This is a genomic window from Sphingomicrobium marinum (assembly GCF_026157105.1).
GTDB lineage: Bacteria > Pseudomonadota > Alphaproteobacteria > Sphingomonadales > Sphingomonadaceae > Sphingomicrobium > Sphingomicrobium marinum.
Map to the genome: position 1 here is coordinate 1,650,802 of NZ_JANPVQ010000001.1, position 18,362 is coordinate 1,669,163.

Consider the following 18,362-nt stretch of genomic DNA (forward strand, 5'->3'; position numbering starts at 1 on the left):
TAGTTCCTAACTCGTCCGGATGGCGGCGACGCCGACAAATTGATAATCGCCATTGTCATTGACGTTGCTGCCGAACGTCGTCGGGAACATCGGTGTGTACGTCGCCGTGACCGAGACGCTCAGATAGCGCGCCTCGTCCTCGCCCGAGGTGCAGCTGTCATTGTAATTGTCCTGGCGCGTGCCGTCGCACTCCACCCATTCGTCGGTGGTGACGTTTGACTGATCGACGTCCGCCAGCCGCGCGGCTTCGGTGACCAGCGTATTGGTCACGGTCGTGTCCGCCGATTTCTGGAATACCTTTTCGATCGCCGACTGCGCAGCCTGCTCGGCATTCAGCTTGGTCGAATAGGCATTGGAGATGTCGACCATGCCGACAAGCAGGCCCGCCAACACGGGCGCAACGATCGCCAGTTCGACGACCGAGGTGCCCTGCTGGTTGCTAAGGATGTCTTTTAAACGCATGTTCCAGGCTCCTAGGCAATCAGGCGGACTTGGCCGTCAGGCGCGCTGAAGCTGCCCGATGCACTGCCCGGCGGGCAGGTGTTTGTGATGTTTGCAGCACCCGAGAAATAGACGCGGCGCGTGACGAGTTGCATGCAGGCGACATTGGCACTCGAGTTGCCATTGTAGGTCACCTGCTGGCTCGGGAAATAAAGCGCTCCCCGATAGAAGCTGGTGTTGCCGCCGTTGATCTTGTTCGGACTGTTGGCAGCCCCACTGTTATTCGTATCGCTCGCACGGCGGTCCTGGTAAATCGCAATGCCGGCAAAATCGCCCGTGTCAGGCGCCTGGATTTGCAACTGCGAACCACCATTCATCTCGACACTGCCGATGGTCGCGGTGGGCGACGTGCTGACATTGGTCATGACGATCGTCACGCCATTATTCGCATAAACTTCCGCCTGGCTGCCCAGATCAAAATCGCCGCCGCTGACATAGTAGGTCCCTGGCGCAAGCGTCAGCGTGCCGCGGACGCGAATGCTGGTGAAACAGTTGTTTGCGGGATTGCTGCTGTCATACGACTGCACGCGGGTCTGGTTGCTGTTGACCGTCATCGCGCCGCCGTTGCAGGTGCTGGGCGGGTTGGCTTGCACCCCTGCGAACGGATCTTCCATCGGCGAGGTGTAGGGCTGGAATTCGGTGCCCGAAGCCCAGTTGGTCGAGGTCGTGTTAATCCCGCCGACCGCCGCGATCGGCGACGCGTTCACCACGGCCGAGCCCGTCGCGAATGCGGCACCGTTTAGGTCGGTCGCGTTGGTAATCATGCCGCAGCCAAGCTGCAGGTTGGAGTTACCCGTTGCGTAAATGCCCTGCGTGGCATTGGGCTCGAGGCTGATGACGCAATAGTCGCCGCCCGGTGTTGCTGCCGCCGTTGCGGCCGCGGTAATCACGGGGGCGCTCGTCATGAAGAACGACGAAAAGGACAATTCGCGCTGAAGCTGAAGCTGCACGCGCGTCGTATAATTGTACCCCGACACCGTCGGATGCGTAATCTGCGGTGCGCCCAGCAGGGTGAAGCCCGTGTTCTGCGTATGAGCGAGGTCGCGCGTGACCGCGCTTTCGGCGCTCATGCTGTCCTGCTTTGCATAGACAGCTGCAATCGCCGCGCTGTCTGCCGCGCGCTGCAACTGGCGCTTCCACAGCGACCACTGAACCGTATCGGTCGCAAGGCCGGCAAAACCCACCAGCAACGGCATCGAGAATCCGACCATCACCAGCACGTTGCCGCGCCTATCGTTCATCAATGCTTTCATCGCCTTGATCATGCAAAACTCCCTGGGACTTTGGCCCTTGTTGCATGGGGAAATATCCAAACAGGGTGTGCGAAGCGTGTGCGGGGATGGTTGTCGGCAAATTAACCACGCCCGCTCTTGAAGCGATCGTGAAGCCGTCTTATCTACATAATACAGTTTTGCGCTTGCGTCCGAGGCGTCATCAAGCCACTCTTGGGCAAAGGCGATTAGCGAAAGGGGCAAGATGGCCGAAGAGACACAGACGCAGACCGAAACGGCGACCAAGATCAAGCTGGATCCGCCCGGCGCACTGCAGCCCATCGCGGCGGATCAGGCCGCGGGCCTCGTTCCCCTCAAGGAAGAAGAAAAGACCGAGCTTGAAAGCAAGGTCTCAAGCTTCGTCAGCGAACTCGCCGCACTCGACGCCAACAGCCCCGAATTCGGGAAGAAGGTCGACCAGCTCACCGCAATGGGCCGCAAGGAAATCGCCGAAGCGGCAGGTGCCTCCTCGCGCTTCCTCGACCGCCCGGTGAAAGCAATCGACAGCGACACCGGCATCGGCGCCGACCTCACCGAGCTGCGCCGGACCGTCGAAGCGCTCGATCCGTCGGAAAACTCGAAGCACCTGACGGGGCGCAAGCTGCTCGGCATCATCCCCTTCGGCAAGCGCATCAATCACTATTTCGACAAGTATCGTTCGGCCCAAAGCCACATCAGCGCGATCCTCGCCCGTCTCGGCAACGGCAAGGACGAACTGCTGATGGACAATGCCGCGATCGATACCGAACGTGCGGGCCTGTGGAAGACGATGCACAAGCTCGAGCAGATGATCCACATCTCCAAGAAGCTCGACACCGAGCTCGAGGACAAGGCCAACGAGCTGGACGCGACCGACCCCGCCAAGGCCAAGGCGATCCGCGAAAGCGCACTGTTCTACACGCGCCAGCGCACGCAGGACCTTCTCACGCAGATGGCGGTCACCGTGCAGGGCTATCTCGCGCTCGATCTCGTCAAGAAGAACAATGTCGAACTGGTCAAAGGCGTCGACCGCGCGTCGACTACCACCGTATCGGCGCTACGCACCGCGGTCACCGTGGCGCAGGCCATGTCCAACCAGAAGTTGGTGCTCGAACAGATCGGCGCGCTCAACACGACTACAGCCGGCATGATCGACAGCACGGGCAACCTGCTGAAAAGCCAGTCGGCGACGATCCACGAGCAGGCTGCCAGCTCGACCATCCCGATCGAGACGCTGCAGCGCGCCTTCCAGAACATCTACGATACGATGGACCAGATCGACACGTTCAAGCTCCAGGCGCTCGACAATATGAAGCAGACGGTCAACGTGCTCGAAAGCGAAGTCGGCAAGTCGAAGGGCTATATCGCCCGCGCCGAGGGCGTCGAGCAGGGCAAGCTGGAAAATCAGAAGTCGCCCTTCGAAACGCTCGAATAGTCCTCGATGATTACCCGCGATCTCACCAAGACGATCCAGCACCATGAAAAGGTGATGGCGAGGGTTCCCGCAGTGCGCGACAAGGCGGACCGCACGGTGCGCCGCGCTGACCGCATATTCGAACGCATGGACGAAGATGGCGCCGCCCGCGACGCGCGCCGCCGCGATTACCAGCGCACCATGGAAGGCGTCGGCAAGCGGCTTTTGCAAGTCGGAATCGCCGTTGGCGGCATCAGTCTTGCCGCGGTGCTTGCGGGCCTATTGATTCCAGGCGGTATCGGCATGTTCGGTTTCCTCGCCGCGGTTGGGCTGGCGATCGCTGTCGCCGCGGTGACCCTGTTCTGGCCGCGCGCGCCGCAGGTCATGCAAAAGATCGACCCCGCGCTATCCAACGCGCAGATCGTTTCCCGCTTCGACAGTTTCCTGGTGCGCCAGCGCCCTGCCCTGCCCCCGCCGGCGCAAGTCCAGGTCGATGCCATTCACACGATGATGCCCGATTTCCAGAAAGTGATCTCGCGGATCGAGAAGAGCGAACCCGAGGCGCAGGAAGCACGCCGCCTCATGAGCAATCATCTGCCCGGCCTGATCGAGCGCTATCACCAGGTGCCCGAAGGTTTTCGCGATAGCGTGGACGGCGAAGGCATGACCGTCGACGAACGCCTTGCCGATGGCCTCGGCGCGGGGCGCAAGGCGCTCGAAGAACTGGGCGAACGCCTCGCCCGCAAGGACATGGCCGCGCTTGAGGCGCATGGCCGGTTCATGAAGTCGCGCTACGGCGACGAGGAAGACACGCTCGACTAGGCGATCACGCCGTCCGCGCGCAGTCGCTCGCGTTCGGTTTCGTCAAGGTAATCCGCCAGCACTGCATCCGTATGTTCGCCTAGCGCAGGTGGGCTCAGGGCCGCATCGGCGCGCTGGCCATCGATGCGCACCGGGCTACCCACCATGGGGGTTGCGCCCAATCCGCCGTTTCCTCGCGCCTGCCTGACCCCGCGATGCACCGCTTGCGGATCGGCCAGGGCCTCGCTGATCGAGTTTATCGGCCCGGCCGGGATGCCCGCGTCCAGCAGCAGCGCCATCCAGTGATCCGATGATTTGTCGACCAGAATCGCCTCGATCTTGGCGCAGATCGCATCGCGGTGTTCAACCCGCGCGGCATTGGTGGCGAAGCGCCAGTCCTCGGCCCATTCGGGGTGACCACAAATTTCGGCGAGCTTGGCGAATTGCCGGTCGTTGCCGACCGCGATCACGATCGCGCGGTCTGCAGTCGCGAAGGGCCGGTAGGGCACGATGTTGGGATGGTTATTGCCCATCCGCGTCGGGTCCCTGCCCGATACCATTGCATTGGAGGCCTGATTGGCCAGCACCGCCAATTGCGTATCGAACAACGCCATATCTATATGCGCGCCCTGCCCCGATCGACTGCGCTCATGCAGCGCAGCGAGGATCGCGCTTGCGGTATACATGCCGGTAAAGATGTCCGCGATCGCAACGCCGACTTTAAGCGGCTCTCCGCCCGGTGTGCCATCGGGCTGGCCGGTAACGCTCATCATGCCGCCCATGGCCTGGATCATGTAATCGTAACCAGCACGATCCGCGTAGGGGCCATCCTGCCCGAAACCGGTAACCGACGCGTAGATGAGAGCCGGGTTGGCTTTGCGCAGGCTATCGGCATCGAGCCCATGTTTCTTCAGCCCGCCGACGCGGTAATTCTCGACCAGCACATCGGCATCGGCAGCCATGCGCTTGATGAGTTGTGCCCCCTCCTCGGTCGAAAAGTCGATGGCGACCGACTTCTTCCCGCGATTGGCAGCAAGGAAATAGGCGGCGACCTTTTCATCGCCGTGCGTGTGCCAGGGCGGGCCCCAATGGCGCGTATCGTCGCCCGCGCCCGGCTGTTCGACCTTGAACACCTCCGCGCCCATATCGGCGAGTAATTGCGTGCACCACGGCCCCGCCAGCACCCGCGACAGGTCGAGCACCTTGAGGCCATTGAGCGGCTGCGCGCTCATGCCGAGCGCTTCCACGGGCGGCGATCCGCGAGCACGGCCTTGGCAGCATTATGCCCCGGCGCGCCCGTCACTCCGCCGCCCGGATGCGCGCCCGAACCGCACAGATAGAGCCCCTTTAGCGGCATGCGATAATCGGCATGGCCAATCATCGGCCGCGCGCTGAACAATTGGTCGAGCCCCATCTTGCCGTGGAAAATATCGCCGCCAATCAATCCGAAGCGGCTTTCGAGGTCGGCTGGCGAATGGATTTGGCGCGCGATTACGCTGTCCGCGAACCCGGGTGCATAGCTGTCAACGCAAGCGATAATTTGGTCGGCGGCGGACTCGCGCTCGTTTTCCCACTTGCGGCCATCGGGCAAACGGTAACGAAAATGCTGGCAGAACAGGCTGGCGACATGCTTGCCCTTTGGCGCGAGCGTCGGATCGAGCGTCGATGGGACAAGCATTTCGATGACCGGGTCGCGGCTCCACCCGTCGAGCACGGCCGAGGCATGGGCTTTCGCCATATGATCGAGGCTGGGTGCCATGATGATGCCCGCAGTCAGGTGGTCGCCTCGCCCCGGCTTGGCGGTGAAATTGGGAAGTCGTTCGAGCGCCACGTTCATGCGGAAAGTCGCGCTTTCGCACGCCCAGTTGGTGAAATGGCGTTCGACATGCCGCTCCACCGCGCCATCGGGCACGAGGTAATCGAACAACAGTTTGGGATTGATGCCGGCCACGATCTGCTTGCCGCGATAGGCCTTTCCGCCAGCGAGCACGCCCACCGCACGGCCGCCCTCGACGATCACTTCGGTCGCGGGTGTGCCGAGCAGGATGTCCACGCCTGCTTCGCGGCAGGCCTTGGCCATCGCCTGCGTGATCGCGCCCATGCCGCCGATTGCATGCCCCCATGCGCCTTCCTCCCCGTTCACTTCGCCGAACAGGTGGTGCAGCAGCACGTAGCCGGTGCCGAAATCATAGGGTGACGCGAAGTTGCCGACGATGCCGTCAAAGCCGAATAGAGCTTTGGCCAACTGTCCTTCGAAGCGGGCATCGAGGATATCGCCCGCGCTTGCGGTGAAATAGCGGTGCAGGATGCGGATTTCGCGATCCTTGAGGCCGATCAGGTCGGCGCCCAGCCGCAATTGTCCCGGCAAGTCGGACAGACCGAACCCAGGCGGAGCGCGCATCAGCCATTTCTTGATCAGGCCGACGACCCGCTGCAGCTCTTCGAGATAGCGATCATAGGCCGCGCCATCGCCCTTGTGATGGCGGACGAGTTCGGCGCGTGTCAGCCCGTCGCGACCCGCGAGCAGATGCTCGCCCCCCCGTGTCGGCAGGAGGTTATCGACCTTGCGCAGCACGATCTCGAGCCCGTGCCGGTGCAATTCCAAGTCCTGGATGACCTTGGGCTGGAGCAGGCTGACCGTGTAGCTCGCCGCGCTATTGCGAAATCCCGGATGAAATTCGTCGGTAACCGCGGCACCGCCCACCGTTTCGGCGGCTTCGATCAGCGCGACCTTGAGGCCCTTTCTGGCCAGATAGTAGCTGCAGACAAGGCCGTTATGCCCGGCCCCGATGACGACGACATCATGCATCAGCGCATCAACACCAGTTCTTCGGCCATGGTCGGGTGCAGCGCGACGGTTTCGTCGAAATCGCTTTTCGTGAGACCCGCTTTGACCGCAATCGCAGCGGCCTGGAGGATCTCCGGAGCCTCGGGGCCGATCATGTGGATACCCACGACGCGGTCGTTCGAAGCATCGACGACCAACTTGTAGAGCGAACGCTCGTTACGCCCGGCCAGAACGTTTTTCATCGCGCGAAAATCTGACGTGAAGGTCTTGATCTGGCCACCAAGTTTGTTGCGCGCTTCGCTTTCGGTCAGGCCCACGCCGGCGATCGGCGGGTGCGAGAATACCGCATTGGGCACATTGTCGTAATCGATCGTGCGGTCCATGCCCCCGAACTGCGTATCGGCAAAGGCATGGCCCTCGCGAATGGCGACGGGGGTTAGCTGGATGCGGTCGGTGACATCGCCGACGGCATAAACGTCCTCGGCCGTCGTACGATTATATTCGTCGACCTTGATCGCGCCGCGATCTTCGGTTTCCACCCTTGCCTTGTCGAGCCCCAGATCCTGCGTGTTGGGCACGCGGCCCGTGGCGAACAGAAGCTGATCGACCTCCATGTCATCGCAGCCGTCCATCGTCAGCAGGAGCGATCCATCGCCCTGCTTCTCGACCTTCTTGAATTTCGCATTGAAGCGGAAATCGATGCCCTTGGTCATGCTGATCTGCAGCAGCCGGTCGCGCATCTGCTCGTCGTAGCCGCGCAGGATCTGGTCGGAACGATTGATGATCGTAACTTTCGACCCGAACTCGTTGAAAATACCGGCAAATTCATTGGCGATATAGCCGCCGCCCGCGATTGCGATGCGCTTCGGCAGTTCGGGCAAATGGAAAACGTCGTTCGACGTGATTGCGTGGTCCTTGCAGCCCTCGATCTCGGGAATGAATGGCTCCGCGCCCACGGCAATCAGTATCTTGTCCGCTGTAATCGTACGGCCGTCCGAAAGCTCCACCTTCCCGCCACCCGCCAGCCGCGCGCGGCACTCGAATATCTCGACGTCATTGTTGCCGAGCGTCTGCCTGTAGAGACCTTCGAGGCGATCGACCTCGGCCGCGACATTGTCGCGCAGCTTGGCCCAATCGAAGCTCTTGCCCTCGATATCCCAGCCGAATTTCACGCAGTCCTGCAGATCCTCCGCGAAATGCGCACCGTAGACGAGCAGCTTCTTGGGAACGCAGCCGCGGATCACGCAGGTACCGCCGACACGGTATTCTTCGGCAATGCCGACCTTGGCACCGTGGCTGGCGGCAATGCGCGAGGCGCGTACACCGCCCGACCCCGCGCCGATCACGAAGAGGTCATAGTCGCTCATAGCCCTGCCTTCTCGATTAGGTTGCGCGTCGAGGCGTCGAACTGGTCGCGCGCTTCGGGATCGTCGATCGCGCGTGCCATTTCCTTGCCCAGTTCCACGCCGAACTGGTCGAACGGATTGATCTGCAGCAGCGCTGCCTCGGCAAAGGTCCGATGCTCGTAAAAGGCGATCAGCGCGCCAAGGCTGCGCGCATCCAACCGCTCGAGCAGGATCGTCGTCGACGGACGGTCGCCAGCATAGGCGCGCGCCGGATCCTCGCTCTCCTTGCCGGTCATCAACGCGGCGCCTTGCGCAAAGGCATTCAAAAGCAGCTGGCGATGCTGGCGGGGATCCTGGCTGTCTTCGTTTTCCGCCACCGCGATGAATTCGATCGGCATGACCAGCGTGCCCTGGTGGAGCAACTGGAACACCGCATGCTGTGCGTCGGTCCCCACCCCGCCCCACACCACCGGCGCGGTAGCGCGGTCGACGGGCGCGCCCTTGGCGGTGACACCCTTGCCGTTCGATTCCATGATCAACTGCTGGAGATAGGGCACCAGCAATCGCAGCCGCTCGTCATAGGCGAAGAAGGCGCGCGCCTGGCTACCGCGATTATGCACGTAGAACAGGTCGCTTGCCGCGGCGAGGAACGGCGCATTCTTATCGAGGGCAGCGAGCTTGAAGTGCCGATCCATCTCGGCCGCGCCCTCGAGCATCGCTTCAAATGCGTCCCAGCCGAGCGCCAGCGCAATCGAGATGCCCACCGAAGACCACAGCGAATAGCGCCCCCCGACATTTTCGCTGAACGGCAGGATGCGCGTTTCATCGATGCCATATTCGAGCGCGCGTTCGGGGTTTGCCGTGATTGCGATGAGCTGCGCCATCGGGTCTTCGATGCCCGCGCCGCTCAGCCAGTCCAATGCGGCTTCGACATTTTCCAGCGTCTCGGTGGTCGAGAAGCTCTTTGATACGGCGATGACCAGCGTCGTGCCCGGGTCGAGCCCGATCAGCGCTTCGTCCATTGCTTCGCCGTCGATATTGGAAACGGTGCGCAGGTCCAGCTTGGTTCCGCCGCGGCCCAGCGCGTCGACCGCCAGCGCCGGCCCCAGCGCCGATCCGCCGATGCCGATATGGAGGATCGCATCGATCTCGCCGAACGCCTCGGCCTCGATCGCGTCGATCAGGTGGCGCATGCGATTGCGCAGCCGCGTCGCCATCTCATTGTCTTCGCGCCCGCCCTCGCCGCGTTCGGCGACATGCGTGGCGCTGCGCTCTTCGGTGACGTTGACCATTTCACCCGCGAACAAGGCCCGCCGCTGCTCGACAAAATCTGTCGCGCCAGCCAGCGCCTCGAAATGCGCCACGAGATCTGCATCGAGGTGCGTCTTGGAGAAGTCGAAATGGAGATGCGCGGCATCGAAAGCAAAGCGCTCGTGACGCCCGTCATCTTCAAACAAGGTCTCGATGCGCGGCGCGTCATGGGCTTCGATGGCCGCCCAGGCCTTGGCAGTGGAATCACTCATGCCCCGCCTCTTACGGCAGCCGCGCGTAATTGCCATCCCCGCTTGACCTTCGCAGCGAACCCTTGAAGGGAGAGCGCGATGGATAGTGCAGAACAAGAGACCGACAAAAAAGGCATGCCGCTGTGGAAATTCCTTGCCCTGCTGGCGGCCTTCGCTTGGGTGCTGAGGAGCTTCATCGTCGCGCCCTTCATGATCCCGTCGGGATCGATGATGCCGACCATGCTGGTGGGCGACTATCTGTTCGTCTCCAAATGGCCCTACGGCTATTCGAAGTGGAGCTTTCCGCTGCAGATCCCCAGCTTTGAGGGGCGCATTCTCGAAAGCATGCCAGAACGCGGCGATATCGTTGTCTTTCAGTCGCCCGACGCCAGCAAGGAAATCGTCGTCAAGCGCGTCATCGGACTGCCCGGCGACGAGATCGAGATGCGATCGGGCCATGTCGTGCTGAACGGCACCCCGCTACCCAAGGAGCGCATGCGCGATTTCGGCCTGCAGATCAGCCAGAACAGCCCGTGCAATGTCGCCGCCGGCGCGCGGCCCTTCATCGAACCCGATGGTGAAGGCGGCGAAATCTGCCGCTACCCGGCGTACCGCGAAACGCTGCCCTCGGGCCGCTCCTACACGGTGCTCGACCAGGTCGACGGCTATGCCGATGCCCTTGGACCTTACACCGTGCCAGCGGGCCATCTCTTCATGCTGGGCGACAATCGCGACGCCAGCGGCGACAGCCGTTTTTCGATCAGCGATGGCGGGGTCGGCTACCTGCCGATGGAAAATGTCATCGGCCGCGCCGAGATGAACTTCTGGTCGACCGACGGCAGCGCCAGCTACTTCCTGCCCTGGACCTGGTTCACCGCGCTGCGCGGTAGCCGCGTCGGCGTGACCTACTGATGGATCAGGACACCACGGCAACGGTCCAGCAGCTGCTCGGCCATACGCCCGGCGACCCTTCACTATTCGACCGCGCCCTCACGCACGGATCGCGGCAGGGCGAGGGCAATTACGAACGTCTCGAATTTCTCGGCGACCGCGTGCTCGGCATCGTGATCGCGGACTGGCTTTATCACCGGTTTCCCAAGGAAGCAGAAGGCAAGATGAACCGCCGCTTCGCCTCTTTGGTATCGCGCGAAACCTGCGCCGAAGTCGGGCGCAGCATCGACCTGCCGCGCTTCATCCGCTTGTCCAAGCAGGCCCGCGAAGGCCGTGCGGAGACCAGCGACAATGTCATCGGCGATGTGATCGAGGCGCTGCTCGGCGCGCTCTATCTCGATGCCGGGCTAGACGCCTGCAGCGCTTTCGTGCGCAAGCATTGGGCGCCGCTTCTCGATGACCAACGCAAGGCACCGGTACACCCGAAGAACGGCCTGCAGGAGCTGGCCGCCGAAAAGAAACTCGGTACGCCGCGCTACGAGGATATCGGGCGTACCGGCCCCCATCACGATCCCCGGTTTCGCGTGAAAGTCACCCTGCCGGGCGACCGCGAGGCGGTGGGCGAAGGCGCCAGCAAGCAGGAAGCGCAAACTGCCGCCGCTGCCGCCCTGTTGGAGCAATTATCATGACCAAATGCGGTCTCGTCGCCGTGCTCGGCGCCCCCAACGCGGGCAAATCCACGCTGGTCAATGCGTTGGTCGGCCAGAAGGTCGCGATCACCAGCCCCAAAGCGCAGACCACGCGCACCAGGCTGATGGGCATCGCCATCCATGACGACGTCCAGATCCTCCTGCTCGACACGCCCGGCATCTTTTCGCCCGGCCGCCGCCTCGACCGCGCCATGGTCAAGGCCGCCTGGGAAGGTGCCGAGGATGCGGACCGCGTCCTAGTGATGATCGATGCTGCTGCCGGCCTCTCCAAGAAGGCGCAGATGCTGCTCGACGGGGTGGCAAACCGGCCCGAGCCCAAGATCCTCGTGCTCAACAAGACCGACATCGCCAACAAGCGCGAATTGCTCGTTCTCGCGCAGACCCTGTCGGACCGGCTCGACCCCGAAGCCGTCTTCTTCATCAGCGCCACAACGGGCGAAGGGGTCGACGACCTCAAGCAGCATCTTGCCTCGGTCATGCCCGAAGGCCCGTGGCATTTCCCCGAAGACCAGTTGTCCGACGCGACCGACCGCATGATCGCCGCCGAGATGACGCGCGAGCAGCTCTACAACCAGCTTCACCAGGAACTGCCGTATGCGAGCGCGGTCGTGACCGAGAAATGGGAAGAACGCCCCGACGGGTCGACCGCGATCCACCAGCAAATCCGCATCGCGCGCGACAGCCAAAAGGGCATCGTGCTCGGCAAGGGCGGCTCAAAGCTCAAGAGCATCGGTGAAGCCGCGCGCAAGGAGATCGCCGAACATCTTGGCCGCAAGGTGCACCTGTTCCTCCACGTCAAGGTCGATCCCAAGTGGGACGAGGACCGCGAGATTTACGAAGAGGTCGGACTGGACTGGTCAGCCTAATAGTTCGTCGACAAACGCCGGCACCAGTTCGCTTGCCGGGCCCATGCGGCTTTCGTCGAAAAAGATGCTGCCCTGGCTGGGGTCCAGGTTGAGCTCGACGCAGTAGGCGCCGCGATATTTCGCGCTCTGGACGAACCCCGCCGCCGGGTAGACCGCGCCCGACGTCCCGATCGATACGAACAGGTCTGCACGCATCAATGCTTGCTCGATCCGCTCCATCTCGTAGGGCAATTCGCCGAACCACACTATGTCGGGTCGCAGCATTTGCTGCGCGCACTCGGGGCAAGGCGGGAATTCGATCAAGTCGCCCTCGACCCGCGATCGCTCGCCACAGCCGAGGCAAAGCGCGCTTCGCAGCTCGCCATGCATGTGCAGCATGCGCTTTGCCCCTGCCCGCTCATGCAGGTCGTCGACATTCTGGGTGACGATCAGCAGTTCGCCGCGCCATTCGGCATCGAGCCGCGCCAGCGCGTCATGCGCCGCATTGGGTTCTACCGTCGACAGCGCCGCGCGGCGCGCATCGTAAAATCGCTGCACCAGATGAGGGTCGGCAACGAACGCGCCCGGCGTGGCGACATCTTCGACGCGATGCCCCTCCCACAGCCCTTCCGCACCGCGAAAGGTCGCAAGCCCGCTTTCCGCGCTGATGCCCGCACCGGTCAGGATCACAATGTTTTCAAAGTCTTGTTTCATCTTTGACACGCTTTCACAGGCCTTCCATCGGAACAAGACGGCTATTCACCCATTGGCAACACATTCCTGCCACATTTCCATTGACACTCCTGTCAATAACCGCATGGTGAGACCTATGAGTAATGAAGCGTTCCACCACCAGATCGGCATTCGTCCCGACGACATCGACTTCATGGGTCACGTCAACAATTCGGTGTATCTGAAATGGGTGCAGGACGCCGTCGTCGACTATTGGACGAAGATCGCGCCGCCCGACGCGGTGGCAAAGCATCTGTGGGTCGCGCTCAAGCACGAGATCAGCTACCGCCGCCCCGCTTTCCTGGACGACAAGATGGTCGCCGACGTCATTGCCGAACGCGTGCAGGGCGCACGCGCGATGTTCACGACAGTGATCAAGCGCGGCGAGGATGTCATCGCCGAAGTGAAGAGCACCTGGTGCTGCCTCGACAGTGTGACGCAGCGGCCTGTCCGCCTTGCCACGGACATCGTCAAACGCTTCGTCGACTGACGGGGTAGCGCGAATCGCGCAAATGTGATTAACGCAGATTAGGAACGACGCCTGCCCGAGTGGTTGCGTTGTATGAGTTCGCCCGGTTCGGGCGACGCCGTTCCCGGGAGCCGACGCCAAAATGGCCGTCGGCAACAGGGGAGATGACCAATGATGAAGCACTTGCTTGCCGCGGCCACCGCCGCGACGATGATCCTTGCCGTGCCGGCACAGGCGCAAAGCGCACCGCCGATAATTGGCGGCGAATATTGGGAAGTGACGGGTATTGATGTCGCCGACGGGGCAGGCCCGCGCTATGCCAACTGGCTCGCGACCGAATGGCGCCGGTTCAACGACTTCTCGATGGAGCAGGGCTGGATCACCAGCTACACGATACTCTCGAATGTCCATAACCGGCATGACGAGCCCGATCTTTACTTGATCAGGACCTATGCGAGCCTGCCGGACGGCGCCGAGGGCGATCGTCGCCGCGAAGCCTTCCAGGCCTTCGTCCGACGCACCAACGACCAACTCGCCGCGGAAAGCGGAAATCGCGCCGAATATCGCACGGTGATGAGCACGTCGCTGCTGCAGGAACTGAATTTCCGCGAGTAGCGCCGCCGGCCCCGGGCAATCGCGGTTGCGGATTGTCCGGGGCTACGGCACAGATCAGCCATGAAGATCGCTTTAGTCGCCCCCGAGGGCCGCATGGGCCGAGCCATTACCGCCGCTGCCGCGGAGGATAACGGTATCGCCATCGTCGAGGACGGCGCTGCCGTTCTCATCGACTTTTCCGCCCCGGGCGCGGTTCGCGACAGCATCGACCGCGCGATCAGCGGCCAGATGGCGCTCCTGATCGGCACCACCGGGCTGGAAGATGGTCATCACGACCTGCTCCGTTCGGCAGCTGAAGAAATTCCAGTCCTCGTCGCGCCGAATACGTCGCTCGGCGTCGCGCTTCTGTCCGATCTGGTCGAACGCGCGGCCGCCGTCCTCGGCCGCGATGAGTGGGACATCGAGATCGTCGAGGCCCATCACCGGCACAAGGTCGATGCGCCCTCAGGCACCGCGCTGCACCTCGGGCTTGCCGCCGAACGCGGGCGCAACGAGGACGCCAAGGACGAAATGGGCCGCTGCGGCAGCGATGAAAAGCGCGAAACCGGCGCCATCGGCTACAGCGCCGTACGCGGCGGCACCGTAGCGGGCGATCATGACGTGATGTTCTTAGGGCCTGACGAACGCCTCATCCTGTCCCACCGCGCCGAAAGCCGCGCCATCTTTGCCCGCGGCGCGCTCACGGCAGCGCGTTTCCTCAGCCAGCAAAGCCCGGGGTACTACACGATGAAAGATGTCATCGGCGAGGCATGAAAAAAGCCGACATTTTCGAATTCTACCGGCGGCTCGGCGAAGCCAATCCGGATCCCGAGACCGAGCTTGAATATGGTAATCCCTACCAGCTGGTCGTCGCGGTGGCGTTATCGGCGCAGGCGACCGACGTCGGGGTCAACAAGGCGACGCGCGAGCTGTTTCGCAAGGTAAAGACGCCGCAGCAGATGCTCGATCTGGGCGAAGACGCGCTCAAGGAACACATAAAGTCGATCGGGCTGTTCAACACCAAGGCCAAGAATGTCATCAAGGCCGCGCAGATCCTCGTCGATGATTTCGGCGGCGCGGTGCCGCAGGATCGCGCTTCGCTGGAAAGATTGCCGGGCGTGGGTCGCAAAACTGCCAATGTCGTCCTCAACTGCGCGTTCGGGCAGGAGACATTCGCGGTCGACACGCATATTTTCCGTATCGGCAATCGCACCGGCCTTGCCCCCGGGAAGACCCCGCTGGCGGTCGAGAAGAAGCTGGACAAGCTGACCCCTGCGCCCTTTCGCGTCGGCGCGCACCACTGGCTGATCCTGCATGGCCGTTATGTCTGCAAGGCGCGCACCCCCGAATGCTGGCGCTGCGTGGTCAGCGACTTGTGTCGTTACAAGAAAAAGACGCCGGCACCCAAAAGGGCGAAAGCTTAGACCCAGACCCGCTCGAACCGCTGGCCCAATCCGGTCAGCGCTTCATATTGCGAGATACCCGCATCGCGCGCGATCTGGGGCAGCTGGTAATCGATCGCCATCCAGTCGCCCTCGCGCACATCGCCGGCGCGGCTGATATCGACCGCGACCAGGTCCATCGAGACGCGCCCCAGCAGGGGCAGCAGCGTGTTACCGCGCACCGCGTGGGCCTTGCCCGAAAGATTACGCGCGAAGCCGTCCGCATAGCCGATGTTGAGCGTCGCCACCGGCGTATCGCGTTCGGCAGTGAAGGTTGCGCCATATCCCACGCTGTCGCCGGCCTTGACCGTATGGATCTGCACGACCTGCGCTTCGGGGGTCACCACCTGCTCGATCATGAGCTCGGCCTCGCGCCGCGGCACGCCGCCGTAGAGCGCTATGCCGGGGCGCACCAGGTCGAACGCGTAGTCCTTGCCGAGCAGGATGCCCGCCGAATTGGCGAGAGCATAGCGCTGCGCCTCCACCCGCGCCTTCGCGGCGGAAAAGCGCTCCAATTGCAGCGCGTTCATCGGGTGATCTTCATCGGCGCAGGCAAGGTGTCCGTGCAGCGTATCGATGCGCAGGCCTTGGAGACCGTCCAGTTCGTCCATCCCCACGCCGAGACGGTTCATGCCCGTGTCGATCATCACATCGCAGGCCCGGTCCCCGAAGGCGGCGCGCCAGCGTTGGACCTGGCTCATGGTATTGAGGACGGGGCGATGCGGACTGTCTTTCGCCGCGAGCGCATCGTCGGGGCCAAGACCGTGCAGCACGGCCAGCCGCGCGCCCTCTGGCAGCTTACCGAGCGCTTCGGCTTCGTCCCACGTCGACACGAAGAATTCCTTCGCACCGGCATCCGCCAACGTGGCCACGACCTCGACAGCCCCTAGCCCGTAACCATCGGCCTTGACGGCAGCGCCGGTCTCCACACCCGATTGTGCGGCAATCCAGCGCCAGTTGGACTGGAGCGCCTTGCGATCGATGATGAGGCGGAGCGGTTTGTGGGTCACATCCCTCCCCTAGCCAGCAGCATCCTTGGCGTCGAGCGCCGCCTTGCTGGCATCCCAATTTTGACCGTCGAACTGGTCGACTACCAGCTCCACCGGATCGTCGAGGCAATTCGCATTGACGCTCCATGCGTCGGGGTGGCTGCGCGGCTGGTAGAAGCTCTTCACGCCGCAATGCTTGCAGAACAGATGCTTTGCGGTGCCGGTGCCGAAGCGGTAGCTGGTGAGCGCGTCCTGTCCCTGTTCGAGCGCAAAATCCTCATGCGGGACGATGATGTGGATGAAGCCAGTCATCGCACAGATCGAGCAATTGCACGCCAGCGCCGGTACGGGCGCCTCCGGCAGCCGCGCCGTAAAGCGCACCACGCCGCAATGACAGCCGCCCCTCATTTCACCAGCGTCGAATGAATGTGCAGGTCCCCCGTTATCGTGCGGTGAACCGGGCATTTGTCGGCGATTTCCATCAATCTCGCGCGCTGCTCTTCGTCGAGATCGCCTTCGAAGCGGATGGCCTTGTCGATCACTTCGATCTTGTCGTCTCCTCCGGCCGCGTCGCTGAGGCAATCCTGCGCATGATCGCGATTATGCTCGAGCTCCACCGTTACCTTTTCCAGCGGCCATTTCTTGCGGTCGGCATACATCTGCACCGTCATCGCCGTGCAGCCGCCGATCGCACCCAGCAGCAAGTCGTAGGGCGTGGGACCATCGTCGTTTCCACCGATGGACTTGGGTTCGTCGAGGATGAATTCGTGGCTCGGGGTTGCGAATAGCTGCGCGAACTTGCCGCCCGCGGTTTCAACCCGCACCGTGCCGTCGAGCGGCGGATCATCGTCCATCTCCTCGAGGCTCGAAATATACCGTTCGGACCACGCCGCGATGACATTGGCGGCGTAATACGCGTCCTTGTCATCCATCAGCAAGTGATCGGCACCGTCGAGCGACAAGAAACTCTTGGGATGTTTGGCGGCGTTAAAAATCTTGGACGCATTGTCGATCGACACCAACTCGTCGGTCGGGGAATGCATGATGAGGAGCGGCTTGTGCAACTTGGCGATATGCTCTTCCTGCAGCTGCCCTGCGGTTTCCTCGATGAAACGCTTTTTCACTTCGAACTCGCGCCCGGCGATCTTGACGACGGCCTCGCCCTCGCGTTCGACGACTTCGCGCTTATCGCCAAGGTTTTGCAGCACGTGATCGGTATCCGCGGGCGCGCCCAGCGTGGCCACCGCGGTAACGCTGTCGATCTTGCCGGCAGCGGCGATGACGGCAGCCCCGCCAAGGCTGTGGCCGATCAGCAAGCTTGGCGGATGTCCCTTCTCGCTCAGCGCATCCGCTGCCGCCTTGAGGTCATCGACGTGCGTCGCAAACCCGGCAAGATCGCCCACCGATCCGCCCAGGCCCGCAAAATCGAAGCGCAGCACCATCACGCCCTTGGCCGCGAGCGCCCGCGTGATGAAGGTCGCCGCGCGGCTATCCTTCCCGCAGGTGAAGCAATGGGCAAAGATCGCGACCGCGCGCGGCGTGCCATAACGCGGCCGTTCCAAGCGGCCATCAAGCTGCGTGCCGTCGCTGCTGGTGAATTTGAATGTTTCAGTACTGTGCATGGTGCCTCCTTGCGGTCATGCCTACACTACGCACCAAGGTGGCAACAGGTTACGTCGAAAACGAAGCGCCGGGCCCCCAGAGACCCGGCGCTTACGCATCTTGAAAAAAGGACGGCCTGACTAGCGGCTGGCGAGCGCCGTGCCGCGTGCCGCACGCATGACCTTGGCGACCACCTCCTCGCGGCATGCCTTCACGGCATCACCGCTCTTGAGATCGCTCGCGCTACGGGTACCGCAATGGTCGGATGCAGCCTGGCGGGCACGCTGTTCGAGGGCCTTGCGCCCGTCAACGCTGGTCAGGTCGAGATCATGGATCGCAACGCGCACTTCGACAGGTTCCGCTGCCAATACCGGGCTCGCTACCAGCATCGCACCGGCCGCCATCATCATCGTCTTGGTCATTTTTCGTCTCCCATTTTGTCGGCCCATCCGGCCGCTTCGGGGACTCTATTTACACAGCCATTTT

20 protein-coding genes are annotated in these 18,362 nt (G+C 62.7%); 9 read left to right on the forward strand and 11 right to left on the reverse strand.

Annotated elements, in window-relative coordinates; genetic code table 11:
- Window positions 1-6: 6 nt before the first annotated feature.
- Together NUX07_RS08400 and NUX07_RS08405 are read right to left on the reverse strand one after the other, a co-directional pair.
- Window positions 7-462: a TadE/TadG family type IV pilus assembly protein gene (locus NUX07_RS08400; protein ID WP_265530124.1), complete on the reverse strand. Its 456-nt coding sequence runs from the start codon at window positions 460-462 to the stop codon at window positions 7-9.
- Between the two features lie 11 nt (window positions 463-473).
- A complete protein-coding gene (locus NUX07_RS08405) occupies window positions 474-1,766 on the reverse strand; it encodes a pilus assembly protein TadG-related protein (protein WP_265530125.1) in 1,293 nt (430 codons plus the stop codon).
- A 211-nt stretch (window positions 1,767-1,977) separates the two neighbouring features.
- On the opposite strand from NUX07_RS08405, the gene NUX07_RS08410 reads away from it, so the two are divergent.
- Complete coding sequence (locus tag NUX07_RS08410) at window positions 1,978-3,186, forward strand: toxic anion resistance protein (protein WP_265530126.1); 1,209 nt, start codon at window positions 1,978-1,980, stop codon at window positions 3,184-3,186.
- Window positions 3,187-3,192: 6 nt separating this feature from the next.
- Entirely contained in the window at window positions 3,193-3,987 is a 795-nt protein-coding gene (locus NUX07_RS08415; protein WP_265530127.1) for a hypothetical protein, read from the forward strand.
- On the opposite strand, the gene NUX07_RS08420 is transcribed toward NUX07_RS08415, so the two are convergent.
- From NUX07_RS08420 to pgi, 4 genes are read right to left on the reverse strand one after another with little or no spacing between them, the layout of a single operon-like run.
- Window positions 3,984-5,198 carry a CaiB/BaiF CoA transferase family protein gene (locus NUX07_RS08420; RefSeq protein ID WP_265530128.1) on the reverse strand — a complete coding sequence of 405 codons (1,215 nt, stop codon included), beginning with the start codon at window positions 5,196-5,198 and terminating at the stop codon, window positions 3,984-3,986. The genes NUX07_RS08415 and NUX07_RS08420 overlap by 4 nt on opposite strands.
- Window positions 5,195-6,775, reverse strand: coding sequence for a phytoene desaturase family protein (locus tag NUX07_RS08425; RefSeq protein WP_265530129.1), 1,581 nt, complete (start codon window positions 6,773-6,775; stop codon window positions 5,195-5,197). Before NUX07_RS08425 ends, NUX07_RS08420 begins: the two co-directional genes overlap by 4 nt.
- Window positions 6,775-8,121, reverse strand: a complete 1,347-nt coding sequence (gene gorA, locus NUX07_RS08430; RefSeq protein WP_265530130.1) for a glutathione-disulfide reductase — start codon at window positions 8,119-8,121, stop codon at window positions 6,775-6,777. The genes NUX07_RS08425 and gorA overlap by 1 nt, the downstream gene beginning before the upstream one ends.
- The gene (pgi, locus tag NUX07_RS08435) at window positions 8,118-9,623 is read right to left on the reverse strand and encodes a glucose-6-phosphate isomerase (RefSeq protein ID WP_265530131.1); all 1,506 of its coding nucleotides are present in this window, start codon (window positions 9,621-9,623) and stop codon (window positions 8,118-8,120) included. Before pgi ends, gorA begins: the two co-directional genes overlap by 4 nt.
- Before the next feature lie 78 nt (window positions 9,624-9,701).
- On the opposite strand from pgi, the gene lepB reads away from it, so the two are divergent.
- The 3 genes from lepB to era are packed head-to-tail and all read left to right on the forward strand — an operon-like array spanning window position 9,702 to window position 12,069.
- Entirely contained in the window at window positions 9,702-10,514 is an 813-nt protein-coding gene (gene lepB, locus NUX07_RS08440) for a signal peptidase I (RefSeq protein WP_265530132.1), read from the forward strand.
- Window positions 10,514-11,182, forward strand: coding sequence for a ribonuclease III (gene rnc, locus NUX07_RS08445; protein ID WP_265530133.1), 669 nt, complete (start codon window positions 10,514-10,516; stop codon window positions 11,180-11,182). The genes lepB and rnc overlap by 1 nt, the downstream gene beginning before the upstream one ends.
- Window positions 11,179-12,069, forward strand: coding sequence for a GTPase Era (gene era, locus NUX07_RS08450; protein ID WP_265530134.1), 891 nt, complete (start codon window positions 11,179-11,181; stop codon window positions 12,067-12,069). Before rnc ends, era begins: the two co-directional genes overlap by 4 nt.
- Here era and NUX07_RS08455 read toward each other — a convergent pair.
- Complete coding sequence (locus NUX07_RS08455; protein ID WP_265530135.1) at window positions 12,061-12,762, reverse strand: NAD-dependent deacylase; 702 nt, start codon at window positions 12,760-12,762, stop codon at window positions 12,061-12,063. The genes era and NUX07_RS08455 overlap by 9 nt on opposite strands.
- A gap of 115 nt (window positions 12,763-12,877) precedes the next feature.
- Between NUX07_RS08455 and NUX07_RS08460 the strand changes: the two genes are divergently transcribed.
- The 4 genes from NUX07_RS08460 (at window position 12,878) to nth (ending at window position 15,267) form a co-directional block, all read left to right on the forward strand.
- Entirely contained in the window at window positions 12,878-13,270 is a 393-nt protein-coding gene (locus tag NUX07_RS08460; RefSeq protein WP_265530136.1) for an acyl-CoA thioesterase, read from the forward strand.
- A 150-nt stretch (window positions 13,271-13,420) separates the two neighbouring features.
- Window positions 13,421-13,864 (forward strand): hypothetical protein, encoded by a 444-nt coding sequence (locus NUX07_RS08465; RefSeq protein ID WP_265530137.1) that lies wholly within the window; start codon window positions 13,421-13,423, stop codon window positions 13,862-13,864.
- Between the two features lie 60 nt (window positions 13,865-13,924).
- Window positions 13,925-14,617: a 4-hydroxy-tetrahydrodipicolinate reductase gene (gene dapB / locus NUX07_RS08470; RefSeq protein ID WP_265530138.1), complete on the forward strand. Its 693-nt coding sequence runs from the start codon at window positions 13,925-13,927 to the stop codon at window positions 14,615-14,617.
- Window positions 14,614-15,267, forward strand: a complete 654-nt coding sequence (gene nth / locus NUX07_RS08475) for an endonuclease III (protein ID WP_265530139.1) — start codon at window positions 14,614-14,616, stop codon at window positions 15,265-15,267. The genes dapB and nth overlap by 4 nt, the downstream gene beginning before the upstream one ends.
- On the opposite strand, the gene alr is transcribed toward nth, so the two are convergent.
- From alr to NUX07_RS08495, 4 genes are all read right to left on the reverse strand, one after another.
- Window positions 15,264-16,295, reverse strand: coding sequence for an alanine racemase (gene alr / locus NUX07_RS08480; RefSeq protein WP_265530140.1), 1,032 nt, complete (start codon window positions 16,293-16,295; stop codon window positions 15,264-15,266). The two genes, nth and alr, sit on opposite strands and share 4 nt — an antisense overlap.
- Before the next feature lie 9 nt (window positions 16,296-16,304).
- Window positions 16,305-16,682, reverse strand: a complete 378-nt coding sequence (locus NUX07_RS08485; RefSeq protein WP_265530141.1) for a GFA family protein — start codon at window positions 16,680-16,682, stop codon at window positions 16,305-16,307.
- The gene (locus tag NUX07_RS08490) at window positions 16,679-17,896 is read right to left on the reverse strand and encodes a bifunctional alpha/beta hydrolase/OsmC family protein (RefSeq protein ID WP_265530142.1); all 1,218 of its coding nucleotides are present in this window, start codon (window positions 17,894-17,896) and stop codon (window positions 16,679-16,681) included. Before NUX07_RS08490 ends, NUX07_RS08485 begins: the two co-directional genes overlap by 4 nt.
- Before the next feature lie 120 nt (window positions 17,897-18,016).
- Window positions 18,017-18,298 carry a UrcA family protein gene (locus NUX07_RS08495; RefSeq protein ID WP_265530143.1) on the reverse strand — a complete coding sequence of 94 codons (282 nt, stop codon included), beginning with the start codon at window positions 18,296-18,298 and terminating at the stop codon, window positions 18,017-18,019.
- Between the last annotated feature and the right edge of the window lie 64 nt (window positions 18,299-18,362).

What these genes read in the sequence shown, in the direction of transcription:
- NUX07_RS08405 (WP_265530125.1), bottom strand. Translation starts at nt 1,766, where the DNA reads ATGATCAAGGCGATGAAAGCATTGATGAACGATAGGCGCGGCAACGTG.
- NUX07_RS08495 (WP_265530143.1), bottom strand. Translation starts at nt 18,298, where the DNA reads ATGACCAAGACGATGATGATGGCGGCCGGTGCGATGCTGGTAGCGAGC.
- lepB (WP_265530132.1), top strand. Translation starts at nt 9,702, where the DNA reads ATGGATAGTGCAGAACAAGAGACCGACAAAAAAGGCATGCCGCTGTGG.
- rnc (WP_265530133.1), top strand. Translation starts at nt 10,514, where the DNA reads ATGGATCAGGACACCACGGCAACGGTCCAGCAGCTGCTCGGCCATACG.
- NUX07_RS08465 (WP_265530137.1), top strand. Translation starts at nt 13,421, where the DNA reads ATGATGAAGCACTTGCTTGCCGCGGCCACCGCCGCGACGATGATCCTT.
- NUX07_RS08455 (WP_265530135.1), bottom strand. Translation starts at nt 12,762, where the DNA reads ATGAAACAAGACTTTGAAAACATTGTGATCCTGACCGGTGCGGGCATC.
- era (WP_265530134.1), top strand. Translation starts at nt 11,179, where the DNA reads ATGACCAAATGCGGTCTCGTCGCCGTGCTCGGCGCCCCCAACGCGGGC.
- dapB (WP_265530138.1), top strand. Translation starts at nt 13,925, where the DNA reads ATGAAGATCGCTTTAGTCGCCCCCGAGGGCCGCATGGGCCGAGCCATT.
- NUX07_RS08460 (WP_265530136.1), top strand. Translation starts at nt 12,878, where the DNA reads ATGAGTAATGAAGCGTTCCACCACCAGATCGGCATTCGTCCCGACGAC.
- nth (WP_265530139.1), top strand. Translation starts at nt 14,614, where the DNA reads ATGAAAAAAGCCGACATTTTCGAATTCTACCGGCGGCTCGGCGAAGCC.
- NUX07_RS08425 (WP_265530129.1), bottom strand. Translation starts at nt 6,775, where the DNA reads ATGCATGATGTCGTCGTCATCGGGGCCGGGCATAACGGCCTTGTCTGC.
- NUX07_RS08420 (WP_265530128.1), bottom strand. Translation starts at nt 5,198, where the DNA reads ATGAGCGCGCAGCCGCTCAATGGCCTCAAGGTGCTCGACCTGTCGCGG.
- NUX07_RS08490 (WP_265530142.1), bottom strand. Translation starts at nt 17,896, where the DNA reads ATGCACAGTACTGAAACATTCAAATTCACCAGCAGCGACGGCACGCAG.
- NUX07_RS08415 (WP_265530127.1), top strand. Translation starts at nt 3,193, where the DNA reads ATGATTACCCGCGATCTCACCAAGACGATCCAGCACCATGAAAAGGTG.
- NUX07_RS08400 (WP_265530124.1), bottom strand. Translation starts at nt 462, where the DNA reads ATGCGTTTAAAAGACATCCTTAGCAACCAGCAGGGCACCTCGGTCGTC.
- pgi (WP_265530131.1), bottom strand. Translation starts at nt 9,623, where the DNA reads ATGAGTGATTCCACTGCCAAGGCCTGGGCGGCCATCGAAGCCCATGAC.
- NUX07_RS08410 (WP_265530126.1), top strand. Translation starts at nt 1,978, where the DNA reads ATGGCCGAAGAGACACAGACGCAGACCGAAACGGCGACCAAGATCAAG.
- NUX07_RS08485 (WP_265530141.1), bottom strand. Translation starts at nt 16,682, where the DNA reads ATGAGGGGCGGCTGTCATTGCGGCGTGGTGCGCTTTACGGCGCGGCTG.
- gorA (WP_265530130.1), bottom strand. Translation starts at nt 8,121, where the DNA reads ATGAGCGACTATGACCTCTTCGTGATCGGCGCGGGGTCGGGCGGTGTA.